Consider the following 14435-nt stretch of genomic DNA (forward strand, 5'->3'; position numbering starts at 1 on the left):
CGCGTTGAAACTCGTCCCCGAAATCGGCATCGACCTCGGCACCGCCAACATTCTCGTGTATCGGCGGGGCCGCGGCGTTGTGCTCTCCGAGCCGACCGTGGTGGCGATGAGCACGACCACGGGCAAGGTGCTTGCGGTCGGGAACGACGCGCGCGAAATGCTTGGGCGGACCCCCGGAAACATCGTCGCGATCCGGCCGCTCAAGGACGGGGTCATCGCCGACTACTCGACGACCTTGAAGATGCTGGAGTACCTGCTGGACAAGGTGGCGGGGAAGCGACGCCTGTTCCGCCCCCGCGTGCTGGTGTGTGTTCCCAGCGGCGTCACCAACGTCGAGCGGCGCGCGGTCATCCAAGCCGCGCGGGAGGCGGGCGCGGGCGAGGCGATGACCATCGAGGAGCCCATGGCCGCCGCGATCGGCGCGGGCCTGCCCATCGCGTCGCCGGGCGGGAACATGGTCGTCGATATCGGCGGCGGCACCACCGACATTGCGGTGATCAGTTTGGGGGGCATCGTGCTTTCGCACAGCCTGCGCGTGGGCGGAAACAAGATGGACGAGGCGATCATCCGCCACATCCGCAACGCGTACAACCTGATGATCGGCGAACCCACCGCCGAGCAGATCAAGATCAAGATCGGCTCGGCCTATCCGCTCGAGCAGGAGCTTCGATTGGAGATTCGTGGGCGCGATTTGGTGGCGGGCCTGCCCAAAAGTGCCGAGATTAGCAGTGAGGAGATTCGCGAGGCGCTCACCGAACCCGTGCGCGCGATCGCCGAGAAGCTGTGCAACGTGCTTGAGGAGACACCGCCCGAACTGGGCAGCGACGTCATCGAGCGAGGGATCACCCTCACCGGCGGCGGTTCGCTGCTGCGCGGACTCGATCGATTGCTGCAGAGCGTGACCGACATTCCCGTCCGTGTGGCGGATAATGCGTTGAACTGTGTGGCGATCGGCACGGGCCGGGCGCTCGAGGAGCTCTCCGCGATCCGTTCGAGCGGCGCGGTCAGCACGATCTAGGATGGAAGCCATGAAACGACAAGTCGCCGTTTGGATCGCGATGGTGGGTCTCGCAAGCGTTGCGATGGGCGTGCAACAGCCCCAGGGCCCCGTGACCCGGCCGGAGGCCACGGCGGTCTTCAAGCGCGTCGGGACGGCCCTGAGCATCTTCACAGGCGGCAAAGCCAAGCCGTTTGCACCGAAGTTTGCGCCGACCGGAGTGTTGACCCGCACCGAGCTTGTGAGAGAATTCGACCGCGTGTTCGAGGCGGCCAAGCCGTACTTCAAATACACCCCGCGCCCGGTCAAGTTCGACGCCGCCGTCTTTTCGATCAAGGACGAGGATGCCCGCAACAAGCTCGACAAGCTGGTCAAATGGGGCTGTGTCGCGCGCATCGGCCCCGTGGCTACCGCTCCGAAAGACGAGTTGGCGTTGGCCGAGTTCGGAGACGCCGTCGGCTTCCTATTGATCCGCATCGCCGAACTGACGCACACCCCCAGCTCGAAGTGGACCCCGGCGATGATGCACGGGGACGGATAGCTGGTTTGTGGTTTGTGGTTTGTGGGGGGAGTCCTCTTTAGGGGTGAGGGGATCCCAAATCTAGGAACGGTTTCAAATCCTCGTAGGGCAGGGCCTGTGCGGCACATTTCCGGGCGGCGCACAGCGCGGCGGCGGTGCCGGCGGCCTCGCCCATCGCCCGGCAGACGGGCTGGATTCTCACCGCGCTCTGGGCCACGAACGTCGCGCTGAGGCACCGGCCCGCGACCCAGAGGTTCTCGAACCCCTTCACCACGAGGGAGCGGTAGGGAATGTCGTGCCACTCGCCGGGCGGGAATTTGCGGTAGTCCAGCCCCTTCTTGAGGTGGATGTCCACCGGATAGCGGTTGCGGGCGATCGCGTCGGGAAACTTGCGGCAATCCGCATGGTCTTGCTCGGTGAGCACGTACTCCCCCACGACCCTGCGCGACTCCCGAATGCCCATCAGGGGCGCGATGGCACTTACATAGGCGTCGCCGCAACCGGGAAGCCAGCGTCGGACAAACGCGGCGATTCGGAAGATCTTCGCGCGTCCGATCTGGTAGGCGCGGCTCATTTCGAACGGATCCAGAGGGTCGAGGCCCGCGATCCGGGGAGCGTTGAAGGCGAGTTCGCGCGGACGTCCGTTCACGGTGAAGAACTGGAAGTAGCCCAAGTCGTCCTCCTCGAGGACGCCCTCGGCGATCGCCTCGCGCACGGGGCCTCCCAGGGCGCCGTCCTTCGCCTCGCCGTACCCGCACTCCGCGTACTCCGGGGTGTTGATGCGCAGGAACTCGGCGCCGCCCAGACGCAGCAGATCGAGGTCGATGTTGCCCATCGCGAACCGCAGGGTCATGGGCTGATGGATGCCGTCCTCGTCCCCGCCCATCAGTTCCGCACCCGCGAGGGTGCAAAGCTCGCCGTCGCCCGTGCAGTCGAGGAACGAGGACGCGGCCAGCGCGAGTCGGCCGCCGCGCGCTGCGACTTCGATCGACTCGACGCGCCCTCCGGCACTCCGCGCTCCGATGAGGGTCGCGTTGAAGAGGCACTGCGTCCCTGCCTCCTCGGCCAGGGCGTCGAGGACGAGCGCGAGCGCGGTTGGGTCGTACCAGTCGTCGCCGTGGTCGAGTGCGCCGGGTGGTTGCATCCGCCCTTGGCGCTCCAAGATCTCCAGGTTGAGGCCTCGCGAGAGCTTCTCGGAGCCCACGGTGTTCGGCATTTGGGGGGTAACCCAACCCTGAGTCTGAGTTCCTCCCAAAGCGCCGAGCTGCTCGACGATGAGGGTCTTGGCGCCGCGCCGCGCCGCCGCGATGCCTGCCGCCGCCCCGGCCGTCCCCCCGCCGCACACGATCACGTCGTAGGGCGACGGGGTCATACCTCGAGGACCTTGTGGACGCCCGGCACGAGGGCCTTGAGGCGCTGCTCGACGCCCATCTTCAGCGTGACCGCCGAAAGGGGGCAGCCGCGGCACGTGCCACCGAATCGAACCCTCACGTCGCCTTCGTCGTTGACACCCATCAACTCGATTGTGCCGCCGTGGGAGCGGGCGTAGGCCTGGACGTCCCGCATGGCCTCCCGAACCTGCGGGTACAGCGGACCCTCCTCGATCGGGTCCTGCGGACGTGCGCCAAAGAGCGCTTTGAGAATGCCCATGCCGTAGGTAATTATTGCACGGGACCGTCTTCCATCCGTCGCAGCCACACCTGCATGGCGCCCGGGCCTCGGTTGGCCCAGCGGAAGTAAGGCACGCACGGGGCCTGTGTCGGAGCGGGGGCGGTGGGTTCGAACGGGGCGTAGAGACCGAGCTCCGGGTCCTGGTCGAGCCATCCCGCCACCGTGCAGACCACCGAGTTGCCGTCCTGGTGCGATTCGATCGGCGCCACGGTGTCGACGGCGAGGTGCTGAGGCGCGGCACCCAGGTCCACCTCTTCCACGCAGTACACGATGGGGCCCCGCTGGAGGGCGACGCGTCCTGCGTTGGCGAGAACGCGCGGATGAGAGGCCACCCACCCGGGTTCCATGGCGTACTCCACGCGCACCAGGTCGCCGGGCGACCAGGTGCGTTTGATCACGGCGTAGCCGTCCTCGTACTCCGCGGGCTGATCCGCGCCGACCACTTCGAGGGTCGCGTCTTCGCACCAGGTGGGGATGCGGAGGCGAAGGGCGAATTCCACGGGTCTTTCCGGCTCGACGCGCACGGAAACTGTGCCAGACCATGGGTAGTCGCCTTCCACGGTCACAGCCACCGAAACGCCTTGGAGGACCGCGTCGACATGAAGTGCGGCAGGCACGTGGATCCAGAGGGCGTCCTTTCCGACGCCGACGAGCGTGCGCTCGACCGACCCCAGGAAACGGGCGATGTTGGGCGGGCAGCACGCGCAGCTGTACCAGTCGGGGCGCTCCACCCCGCCGATGCTCTCGAGCGGGTTGGCGTAGAAGAACCGGTCGCCGTCCTCCGACAGGCCCGCGAGCACCCCGTTGAAAAGGGTGGTCTCCAATGCGTCCGCGTACGCGCCCTCGTTTTCGATGGCGAGCATGCGACTTGCCCACATGGCCAGCGCAACCGACGCGCAAGTCTCGGCGTAGGCTTCGCGGTTGGGCAGATCGTAGTCTTTGGTGAAGCCCTCGTTGTGCCCGCTGCTGCCGACTCCTCCCGTGAGGTAGGTGCGACGCTCGAGCAGGTTCGTCCAGAGCCGCCGAAGGGGCTCGCGAAGGGAGGCGTCGTCCACCGCGAGTTCGGCCGCCGCCGACAGCAGGTAGAGGGCCCGCACGGCGTGGCCCTCGATGGTCTCCTGCTCGCGCAACGGTTTGTGGTCTTGCAGGTAAGCGCCGGAGTAGGCGCCCCCTTCCATCACGAGGGCGTGGTGGCCGGGATTCATGGCTGTGACCGCCGGGTCCTTCAGCTCTTCTTCAAACGGGGAGGGGCGCGTGCCTCGGCGATCGACGAACAGCTTGGCAAGGGTTCGGTAGCGCGGCTCGTTGAGGAAAGTTGCCAGCCGAAGGAGGGCCATTTCGAGTTCTGGGTGGCCCGGGTAGCCGACACGGCCTCTTTCGGCTCCGAAGAGCCTGTCCACGAGATCGGCCGCTCGGCGCGAGACGTCCAACAGACGTCGGTCGTCGGCATCTTCCGCCCAGGCCACGCCCGCTTCGATCAGGTGCCCCAGGCAGTACAGCTCGTGCATCGCGTGGAGGCTCTTCCACTTCATTTCGGGACGAGCGAGCTGGAAGTAGGTGTTGAGGTAGCCGTCCGGCTCTTGCGCGGCCGCGATGGCGTCGATCGCTTCTGCGGCAGCGGTCGCCACATCCTCCGGCAGCGCGCCGCGTGCTTTGGCATAGGCGCACGCCTCGAGCCACTTGTAGACGTCGCTGTCGTTGTAGTAGCGGCCCTGGTGCCCACCCGACTCCCTTCGGGCCGCCCGGCGGAAGTTCTCAAGACGCCCCGTCTCCTCGCAGTTGCGCAAGATGGTGCGCAGGGTCGTGCTCCACACGGTGCTTTGGCGCTCGGCAAGGAGGCCGCCCGTCAGGCGCACTTCGTGCAGCGGGGGGTGATCAAAGAGAGGTGCGTCCACACGGTGGAGTTTAGCCTGGCACGAACCTTGCAGCCAGACCAAACACGACCCAATCGACCAACTTCGCCGCAGCTAGCGGCTCATGAGGCGCACCTGGCGCCTCGCATGGGATCGAAAGGAAAGGGAAGGGGCCCTCGCAAGAGGGCTCCTCTTTTTTGTTGGTGGTTGTTGGTCCTTGGTCCTTCGACGGCGGGTCTCACGCAAAGGGCGCAAGGGGCGCTATGTGGGAGGGCTCACGCAAAGGCCCAAGGCCCAAGGCCCAAGACCCAAGGCCCAAGGCCTACTTATTCGCCAGCGCCTTTTGCTTCTTGCCGCCGCCGTCGGGGTCCTTCTTGACGAAGACGATCTTCTTGTCCGCATCGAGGTCCGCCAGGATCGTGTCGCCGGCATGGAACCGCCCGAGCAGCATCTCTTCGCTGAGCGGGTCTTCGATGAACCGCTGCACGGCGCGGCGCAGGGGGCGCGCTCCGAGGTTGGGATCGTAGCCCTGTTCCACGAGGAGGTCCTTCACGGCTTCGCTCAGCGTAATCGTGATGTTCATGCTGGCGGCCTGCTCGTTCACCCGCTTGAGGTAGAGGTCGGCGATCCGCAGGATCTCCTCCTTCTTGAGGTGCTGGAACACGATGACCTCGTCCACGCGGTTGAGGAACTCGGGCCGGAAGAGCTTCTTCATCTCTTCGAGCATCTTGGTCTTCATCATCTCGTACGTCTTGGGGTCGTTGATGTCGACCTTGACGTCGCGGAAGCCCATACCCTTGTCGGCCTCGACGGGCCGGACGCCCACATTGGAGGTCATGATGATCAGGGTGTTTCGGAAGTCGACGGTGCGGCCCTGGCTGTCCGTCAGGTGTCCGTCCTCCATGATCTGCAGGAGGATGTTGAAGACGTCCGGGTGGGCTTTCTCGATCTCGTCGAGAAGCACCACGCAGTACGGGTTGCGCCGGACCTGTTCGGTGAGCTGTCCACCCTCGTCGTAACCCACGTAGCCGGGAGGGGCTCCCACGAGGCGGCTGACCGAGAACCGCTCCATGTACTCCGACATGTCGATGCGGACGATGTTCGATTCCTTTTCGTAGAGGTACGCGGCGAGGGCCTTCGCAAGTTCGGTCTTGCCGACGCCTGTCGGGCCGAGGAAGATGAACGAGCCCATCGGCCGCTTCGGATCCTTGAGGCCGCTGCGGGCGCGGCGGATGGCTCTCGAGACGGACACGACGGCGTCGTGCTGGCCGATGATCCGCTCGTGGAGGTCCTCCTCCATTCGGAGCAGCTTCTGGGATTCCGCTTCGACGAGCTTGGTGACCGGAATGCCCGTCCAGCTCTGGACGATCTGGGCGATCTCGTGATCGCTCACGATCGGTTCGGGGCGCTCCTCCGATTCCCAAGCCTCCTCGCGCTTGCCGATGCTCTCCTCGAGAGCGTCGCGCTCGGCTTGTTTGGCGGCGAGTGTCTCGTCGCCCTCGGTGGCGCGTTTGGCCAGGTGCTCGATTTCCGAATCCAGCTTGGTCAGCTTTGCGCGGTCCGAGCGGACGTCCGCCGGCGGCAGGCTCTGCTGCAGCCGGACGCGGGACGCGGCTTCGTCGATGAGGTCGATGGCCTTGTCGGGAAGGGTGCGGTCGCTGATGTAGCGCTGCGAGAGATGGACGGCCGAGTCGATCGCATCGTCGGTGATCTCCACCTGGTGATGCGCCTCGTACCGCTCGCGCAGGCCTTTGAGGATGTCGATCGCCTCCTCTTCGGAGGGTTCGCGCACCTTCACGGCCTGGAAGCGGCGCTCGAGAGCGGCGTCGCGCTCGATGTACTTTCGGAATTCGTCCTGGGTGGTGGCTCCGATGCACTGCAGTTCGCCGCGCGCGAGCGCGGGCTTCATGATGTTGGAAGCGTCGATGGCGCCTTCTGCGGCGCCCGCGCCCACCAAGGTGTGCAGTTCGTCGATGAAGAGGATCACTTGGCCCTCGGCCTTGCGAACCTCCTCCATCACCTTCTTCATCCGCTCCTCGAACTCGCCCCGATACTTGGTGCCGGCGACGAGGCCCGCAAGGTCGAGCGCCACGATGCGCTTGTCCCGCAGGAGGTCGGGGATGTCCCCGCTGATGATCTTGAGGGCCAGGCCCTCGGCGATCGCGGTCTTGCCGACGCCGGGGTCGCCCACGAGGCACGGATTGTTCTTCGTGCGGCGGCACAGGATCTGCATCACACGCTCGATCTCGTTGTGCCGTCCGACGACCGGATCGAGCTTCCCGTCTCGTGCCAGCTCGGTCAGGTCCCGTCCAAATTCGTCCAGGGTCTGCGTTTTCGTTGCGGCGCCATGGCTGGAGCTTCGCCCGCCGGGCTTCGATTGCGTCTCCGTATCTTGGAGCGCCATCACTTCGCGCCGTGCGCGTTCGAGCTCCACACCAAGCTTGGCGAGCACGCGACCCGCAAGGCCGTCGCCTTCGCGGATCAGTCCGAGCAGGAGATGCTCGGTTCCGATGTAGTTGTTGTTGAGATTGCGCGCCTCGTCGTAGGCCAGGTCAATGACTCTCTTGGCCCGCGGGGTCAGGGTCATATCCTGACTCGGCCGGGCATCCCCCCTCGGGAGCTGCTTTTCGACCTCCGCCCGTATCTTGTTCAAACTCACACCGAGCTTCTCGAGCACGCGTGCGGCAACGGAGTCCGACTCGCGGACCAGACCCAGGAGAAGATGCTCGGTCGACACGTAGCCTTCGCCGAATTTCTGCGCCTCTTCTTGGGCGTAGAACACAACCTTTCTTGCGCGCTCTGTAAATCGTTGCCACATAACTCGATACTCGCCTTGGCCGAACCTGCGGCCCTGTTCGTTGGACCGCGCCGATCCTCATAAGGTTCTACGCCGGGGGGTCCCGGCGCGTCCTTCAAGGATCAGACGCGCACCGTTTCGACTAGGCTTCAGGTTCAAGTCAGAGTACCCTGCGACGATTGCCGGGTGCCCTGATTGTCGGGCGTTGCCGCGGGCTCCGAGAGGGTCGAAAGTCTGCTGGATCGCCTTGTCCGGCCATCTCCGCTAAACTACACCCATGCAAGCCGCCGCCAAAGTCGGGTTCCTGGTCGTGGTGTTCGTGGGCCTCCTGTTCGGCGCCTATGCCTTGCTCGGCAAGAGTCTGTTCGCCAAGGAGTCGGAGGTTTACTACGCGGAGTTCAAGGACGCGGGAGGGGTGACGCCGGGCACGCGCGTGCTCTTGGCCGGCGTGCGCGTGGGCGAGGTGGAGTCGGTGAGCCTCGAGGGCCCTGCGCTCGCGCGCGTGGCGCTGAGCTTGGCCAAAGGCACGGTGCTGCCCGAAGGAACCACGGCCCAGCTCCCGACGTCGCTGATCGGGTTCGGCGACAATCCCGTGCTCCTCATCCCGCCCGAGCGAGTGGAGGGGCGGCTGTTCCCGGGCGCGGTGCTCGCGGGCGTCCGCCCGTCGGCCCTCGAGGGACTGCTGCCCGACAGCAAGGAGACGATCCGCGAGCTGAACGCGACGTTGGCAGCCACGCGGAAGTTGATGGAGGACCGCGAATTGAAGGACTCCCTGGTCGCGCTCCTGGAGAGCGGCAACAAGACCCTCGCCGAATTCGGCGCGATCGCCAGGGAGACGCAGGGGCTGCTCGCCGACAACCGAGGGACGATCCAAGCCGCGATGAACGATGCCGCCCGCGCCATGGCGGACGTCCGCAAGAGCACGGAGATGCTGGCCAAACTGGCGACCGACGAGCAGATGCAGGGGCAGTTGCGGACGATTGTCGCCAACTTGGAGAGCACGAGCAAGAAGACCGACGACCTGGTTTCCGAGATCAACGCGATGGTCACCGATCCCGAGCTTCGCAATCCGATGAAGGCGACCATGGCCAACGTCGAGAAGATGAGCGAGACCGGCACGAGGATCGTCGAGAACACCGAGGTGATGACCAAGAACGGCATCGTGGTGAGCGAGAAGGCGGTGGAGATCGCCGACAAGGCCTCCGCGCTGGCGGACGAGGCGAGCAAGGTGCTCAAACGCCTTCAAGAGTTCTTCGACAAGGTGCCGGACGTCTCCGTCAAGCCCATCGACGTGAGCATGGACCTCTTGCGGGAAACGCGCGACGCCCGGTGGCGGACCGACGTCAACATGGCACTCGGCAAGCCCCTGGGCGACTCGACGCTCCACTTCGGACTGTACGACGCGTTCGAGGGGAACAAGGTGAATCTGCAGCTTGGAAAGGCCTTCGGGAACGGGAGCGAATACCGCTACGGCATCTACGCCAGCAAGCCGGGCGTTGGGGTAGACTTTCAAGTCGCGCCGCGGTTCTCGCTGCGGGGGGATTGGTTCGATATCAACAACCCTCGCTTCGACCTTCGCGGACGCTATGAATTCGGAAACGGCCTGGTGGGTTGGTTCGGCGTGGATCGGCTGCTGAACGACAACGCGCCCATCATCGGGATCGGCATCCGGAAATAAGAGGGATTTCGATGAAGGTGATCTTAACTCAGACCGTGCCGAAAGTCGGCAAGGAAGGCCACGTGGTGAACGTGGCCGACGGATTCGCGCGCAACTATCTGTTCCCGCGCAAGATGGCGGTGTACGCTGACAAGAGCCAGATGCAGGTGCTTGAGCGCCGCAAGGCGAAGTTCGACGCGCGCGATGCCGAGACCCTTGCCGAAGCGCAGACCATGCACGACATGCTGCACGGCAAGGGCATTCGCCTCGAGGGCAAGGTCGCCGGCGAGAACACGCGACTTTTCGGCGCCGTCACGTCCCAGGACATCGCCGACGCCCTGGCCGCACAGCTCGGCGTGACCGTCGATCGCAAGCAGGTCGGCCTCCTCGCACCCATCAAGCAGCTGGGCAAGTACACGATCGACGTGGACCTACACCGCCAGCTTGAAACGCACGTGTCGCTCGAGGTCTTCAACCCCGAAGCCGAGGTGAAGGCCGAGGAAGAGGCGCCGGTCGTCGAAGAACCGGAGGAGGCCCCGGTCGCGGAGGCGGTGGCCGAGACGGTTGCCGAAGCGCCCGTCACGGCCGACGAGAGCTGAGGGAGCGCGAGCCGCCTACCGGCTCGCCGCCCGAACCAACTCCAACAACATCCGCTCCAGCGTCTCCATCGAGGAGAAGCCGGGGAGGAGACCCTTGAGGCGCGCGTCGGCGTCCGAAACGACCTGCAGCATCTCCCGCAACTGATCGAGGGAGAGGCGGCGGCCGAAACGCATCGCCTGGTCTTGGGACCAGGGCGCCATCTTCTGAAGATTCGGCATGGCGGGAAAGAGGCGCGTCACGGCGTCGGGCGCGTTCGAAGGCGAGGTGCCCGAGTCGACGCACAGGCGCGCTTGCCAGGCCAGTCGCAGTTGCCGCGATAGGGTCGGGAGCACGAACTGGAACGCCGCGCCCTCCGCCTTGGCTTGGCTTCCCACGAGCACGCGCAACTGGTGCATGGCGGGTCCCACCCGGCCCGCCAGCGCCGCGTCCACCATCTTGTACACGTTCCACTCCCTCGAGGGGATGGTCACGGCCTGGATGTCGGCCTCGCGCACGGACTCCTCGTCCCCCGCGAACAGGATCGCCTTGTCCAGCTCCTCGATCGCGCGGCTCGAACTGTCGCCGGTCATCTCGAGCAACGTGTCGATCGCCCGGTCGCTGATCTTCTTGCCGCGCGCCTCGACCTCTTTTTTGAGCAAGGCGCGCAGGCTCTTGGGATTGACCTTGAAGTCTTCGACGTACCCGTTGGCCGCCCGGACCGCCTTCTCCCAAGACGCCCTGAGACGGGCGTTCCGACGGTCGTCGCCCCCCTCCTCGTCCGCGACGAGCACGAGAAGGGAGGTGGGTGGAAGGGCCGCGAGGCGGGAGTGTGCATCGGACATCGCCTCTTCGGCGGTGCCCGAGCGCAAGAGGTGCCGGACCACCACCGCGCGCCGATCGCTCAGGAAGGGGACGGTTCCGGCCGCGGCCAGCCACTCGTCGGCGGATCGCTGGCCCCCCTCGAATTGTTCGAGCTCCAAGGGCTCCTCGGGCTCGGCCGCGCGCAACAGCGCGTGCAGGCCGCGGATGCGCAGCCCGTCTTCGGTGCCGGAAAGGAGCACGACCGAGTGGTCGAGTGCTTTGGAAGTGTCGATGTCGATCGGTCTGCAGCCTCGGAAACGAGTTGTCCGATTATGCCGCAGGAACGGCGCCCTTGAGGACCGTGCGAAACGCTCGGACGTCGGCATCGAGCGCGCGGACGGCCTCGGCCGAGGGCTCTTCGCGTGCGAAGAGGGCCGCTTCGAGGCGCTCGTTGAGCGCGAGCGCCGTCTCTGTTTGCGAACCCAGACGTCCGGTAAGGCCCTCGAGATAGTCCCGTGGCGTTTGCGAAGGGTCGCGGGGCTTGCCCGTTGCCCGTTCGATGCCGTGCAGGAACGTGCGGTAGGCGAGGCGGGCGTCTTCACGGGATGGCCGGAGGGCCGCCCCCGCGCGGCCGCGCAGACGCCAGACGCCGAACCCAAGACCCCCCGCCGCCGCGATCAGGGCGCCGATGCCGAGCGGCGTTTCGAACCACGGCGCCGCGACGGCGCCGCCCCGTTCGGAGCCTTCTGCGACGCGGGCGCCCTCCGTGGCGTCGAACGGAATCCAGCCCACGCCCTCGAAGTAAAGCTCGGCCCAAGCGTGGGCATCCGATTCACGCACGTTGTACCGGCCTTCCTCGTCCACGGTCTCGCCAAACGGGTAGTAGCCCACGACGTACCGAGACGGGATGCCCGCGCAGCGGGCGAGCACCGCCATCGCGCTGGCAAAAAGATCGCAGTACCCCTCGGGTTGGTCGAACAGGAAGGCGCTGACCGCGTCGACGTCGGGTGGCAGGGCGGGAGCGTTCAGGTTGTACACGCACCGCTCTTCGAGCATCTTCTTGATGGCCTGCGCCTTCTCGTAGTCGGAACTCTTGCCGGCGACGGTCTCCTGGGCGAACTCGAATACCGCGGATGGTACGTTTCCGATCGCGAGGTAGGACCCGCCAAACTCCTCGCTCGGAAGTCCGGCGCGCGCGTTGGGCGGCACGGCACCTTCGTTCGCGGGCACGATCGCCCGCCCGACGAGTTCGGGCGTCATGGAGACGGGGCGTTCGAGTTCCACGGTGCCGTCCGCCCGGATCCGGGCGCGGCGCATCCCTGAAATCGAGGTCACCACTCCGGGCACGGGAACGTCCACGTGCGAGCCGGAGACCAACTCGATGCCAAATCGGATCCTCTTGGGCTGGGCGATGTCGGCCACGGCGCGCGAAGCTCCCGATTCGAACGGGCGGGGCGTCGCCGACCAACCCCGTCCCGCGTAGGTGTCGAAGATCTCGCTCCGGAGATAGCGTTGCTGGTCGAGCCTGGCCCGAAGGACGACGTCGGCATTGAGCGCCAGCGGTCCGCGGCCGACCTCCACGGTCCCCGCCCGGGACGTGCGGAAGTTGCTCGGGTTGGCCGCGTTCTTGGGCCGGGGCACGCTCAGGTTCACAATCGTCGAGACGCCCTTGACCGACTCCTGCAGGATGGGGGCGCCGAGCAGACTCACCAGCACCACGACCGCCGCGGACGCCAAAGCCCACTCGGGTCCGGCCATCCAGCGCCACGGCCCCGCTTGGATGCGGCGCATCGACCGCTCGTCGATGCCGACTCCCTCCTCGAAGAAGCCTGCGGCCGAGGCCTGCTCCAGCATCGCACGCCCGTGGGCGCGGGCGAACAGGGCCGCCACGCACAGAAGGAATCCGAAGAAGGCGACGGGCGCCTCTTTGAACGTGTCCCACGTGCCCACCATGCCGAACATCGCGATGCCCGGCACGACCTGGAAAAGGAGGGTGCCGTCGCGCCACGCCGTGAAGCTCCCCGCCACGATCATCCAGCAGAGGACCCCGCCGAGCATCAGTTCGAGAGGGAAGCCTTCACCCGGCAGGAAGCGGTTGAGCTCCGGAGCGAAGAACGTCGCGGCGATCAGGCTGGCCGCGTAGGGCAGCGCGGCGAACGGCCCGAGCTTCTCGATCTGGAAGAACCGGTTGATCGCGAGCGAGATCGCCGTTCCAACGAGGACCAGCACCACCAGGACCGTACCGATCGCGGGCTCGGACAGCCCCTGGCCCGCCGAGTAGACCGTGGCCGAAGCCGCCGAGCCCGCGAGCACGAAGTCGAGCCAGCCGAGGCGCTCGATCTTTCGGACGAGGCGCGGTCCTCTCACGACCTCAGGCCCTCCGCAGGCATGTGGACGACGGTGGCGCCCGCCTGATGAAGCGCGTGGACGAACGTGCCGCTGGCGGCTGAAGCGCCGCCCGGCCGTCTCTTGCGGAATGCGTCGGCGTCGTAGACCAAGGCGACGACCTGGGCCCCGGTCGCCGAAGCGGCCCGCACGGCGTCGGGCAGATCGGCTTCCTCCAACGCGACCAGGAGCAAGAGGGTTGCGCCCGGCGTGATCGATGGGAGCTGCGCCTGCAGCTCCTGGCCGAGGGTGCGGTCCTGGTCGGCCTCCGCGCCGGCCAGCGCCTGCAGGATCTCCTGGTGTCTCGAGCCTTCGGCGGAGGACGGCCTGGCCGTTTCAAGTCCGGGGAGTTCGACGGTTGCGCCCGCGCGGACCAGTTGGTCGGCCAGGTACGCGCTGTGGCCGCACATGAGCTCGAGGGTCGTGTGCGCGCCGTGCCCGATCTCCGAGCCGCGTGTGCGCTGAAGCAGAAGCGCGTAGACGGCCTGAATGCCCGCCTCGAACTCCTTCACGAGCAGCGTCCCCGATCGGGCGCTGGAGCGCCAGTGCACGTGGCGAAGCGGATCGCCGGGAACGTATTCGCGGGTTCCACGCGGTTCCATGCCGTGGCCCTTGCCGCGGTTGCCTTCGGTGGCGGCGAGTCCCCACGCCGCGGCGGCGGGCAGTTCGACGGAGACGGGCACCGGGACGGGGAGCACCATCATCTCCACCGGCGGGGTCTGGTACGCCTTTTCGAGCGTCACGAGCCCCAGCGCGTCCGTTCCCGCGACGCGCAGGCCGCTCCATCGGTACACGCCGCGGCGCAGCGGTCGAAACCGGTACTGGGTGCGAACGGGAATATCGTAGGCGGGGGCGATCGGCATGCTCGGGCTCAGGTCCGTCGGTGCGATGCGCGAGGGGAGGTTGTCCATCACGGTCACCAGCGGCCGGCGAATGCGACGGTCGCTCCAAACGGTGATCTCGATGGTGACCAACTCGCCAACGCTCACGATCTCCGGGGCGGTCCGTTCGAACCGAAGCCCGCGCACCGAGAGCCACGCTTGGATGCGCGACGCGCCGATCGTGGCGATCATCGCCGTGCTCATGTAGAAGAGCGCCGGGTTGTTGAGCATCACCGCCACCACCACCAAGAACATGGCGGCCGTGGTCAGAGCGATGCCGGCGATGTGTCCCAT

Annotated in this window: 11 protein-coding genes; 4 read left to right on the forward strand and 7 right to left on the reverse strand. The window is 66.5% G+C overall.

Annotated elements, in window-relative coordinates; translation table 11 throughout:
- The first annotated feature begins 4 nt into the window (after nt 1-4).
- Both M9921_08360 and M9921_08365 read left to right on the forward strand, forming a co-directional pair.
- A complete protein-coding gene (locus tag M9921_08360) occupies nt 5-1018 on the forward strand; it encodes a rod shape-determining protein (GenBank protein ID MCO5296855.1) in 1014 nt (337 codons plus the stop codon).
- A 10-nt stretch (nt 1019-1028) separates the two neighbouring features.
- Nucleotides 1029-1538: a hypothetical protein gene (locus M9921_08365; GenBank protein ID MCO5296856.1), complete on the forward strand. Its 510-nt coding sequence runs from the start codon at nt 1029-1031 to the stop codon at nt 1536-1538.
- A 37-nt stretch (nt 1539-1575) separates the two neighbouring features.
- On the opposite strand, the gene M9921_08370 is transcribed toward M9921_08365, so the two are convergent.
- From M9921_08370 to M9921_08385, 4 genes are all read right to left on the reverse strand, one after another.
- The gene (locus M9921_08370; GenBank protein ID MCO5296857.1) at nt 1576-2889 is read right to left on the reverse strand and encodes an FAD-dependent oxidoreductase; all 1314 of its coding nucleotides are present in this window, start codon (nt 2887-2889) and stop codon (nt 1576-1578) included.
- Nucleotides 2886-3167: a NifU family protein gene (locus M9921_08375; GenBank protein MCO5296858.1), complete on the reverse strand. Its 282-nt coding sequence runs from the start codon at nt 3165-3167 to the stop codon at nt 2886-2888. Before M9921_08375 ends, M9921_08370 begins: the two co-directional genes overlap by 4 nt.
- 11 nt (nt 3168-3178) lie before the next feature.
- Complete coding sequence (locus M9921_08380; GenBank protein ID MCO5296859.1) at nt 3179-5083, reverse strand: glycoside hydrolase family 127 protein; 1905 nt, start codon at nt 5081-5083, stop codon at nt 3179-3181.
- A gap of 280 nt (nt 5084-5363) precedes the next feature.
- Nucleotides 5364-7823: an ATP-dependent Clp protease ATP-binding subunit gene (locus M9921_08385; protein ID MCO5296860.1), complete on the reverse strand. Its 2460-nt coding sequence runs from the start codon at nt 7821-7823 to the stop codon at nt 5364-5366.
- A gap of 292 nt (nt 7824-8115) precedes the next feature.
- Here M9921_08385 and M9921_08390 point away from each other — a divergent pair, with 292 nt between their 5' ends.
- Nucleotides 8116-9516, forward strand: a complete 1401-nt coding sequence (locus M9921_08390; GenBank protein ID MCO5296861.1) for an MlaD family protein — start codon at nt 8116-8118, stop codon at nt 9514-9516.
- Between the two features lie 11 nt (nt 9517-9527).
- Nucleotides 9528-10094 carry a 50S ribosomal protein L9 gene (gene rplI, locus M9921_08395; GenBank protein MCO5296862.1) on the forward strand — a complete coding sequence of 189 codons (567 nt, stop codon included), beginning with the start codon at nt 9528-9530 and terminating at the stop codon, nt 10092-10094.
- 15 nt (nt 10095-10109) lie between these two features.
- Here the strand turns inward: rplI and holA are convergent, their stop codons facing one another.
- The 3 genes from holA to M9921_08410 all read right to left on the reverse strand — a co-directional run bounded on the left by holA (nt 10110) and on the right by M9921_08410 (nt 14435).
- On the reverse strand, nt 10110-11135 hold the full coding sequence (holA, locus tag M9921_08400; protein ID MCO5296863.1) for a DNA polymerase III subunit delta: 1026 nt from the start codon (nt 11133-11135) through the stop codon (nt 10110-10112).
- Between the two features lie 70 nt (nt 11136-11205).
- Nucleotides 11206-13242 carry a DUF3488 and transglutaminase-like domain-containing protein gene (locus M9921_08405; GenBank protein MCO5296864.1) on the reverse strand — a complete coding sequence of 679 codons (2037 nt, stop codon included), beginning with the start codon at nt 13240-13242 and terminating at the stop codon, nt 11206-11208.
- Nucleotides 13239-14435: a DUF58 domain-containing protein gene (locus M9921_08410; protein MCO5296865.1), complete on the reverse strand. Its 1197-nt coding sequence runs from the start codon at nt 14433-14435 to the stop codon at nt 13239-13241. The genes M9921_08405 and M9921_08410 overlap by 4 nt, the downstream gene beginning before the upstream one ends.

This window comes from Fimbriimonadaceae bacterium (assembly GCA_023957775.1).
Lineage (GTDB): Bacteria > Armatimonadota > Fimbriimonadia > Fimbriimonadales > Fimbriimonadaceae > JAMLGR01.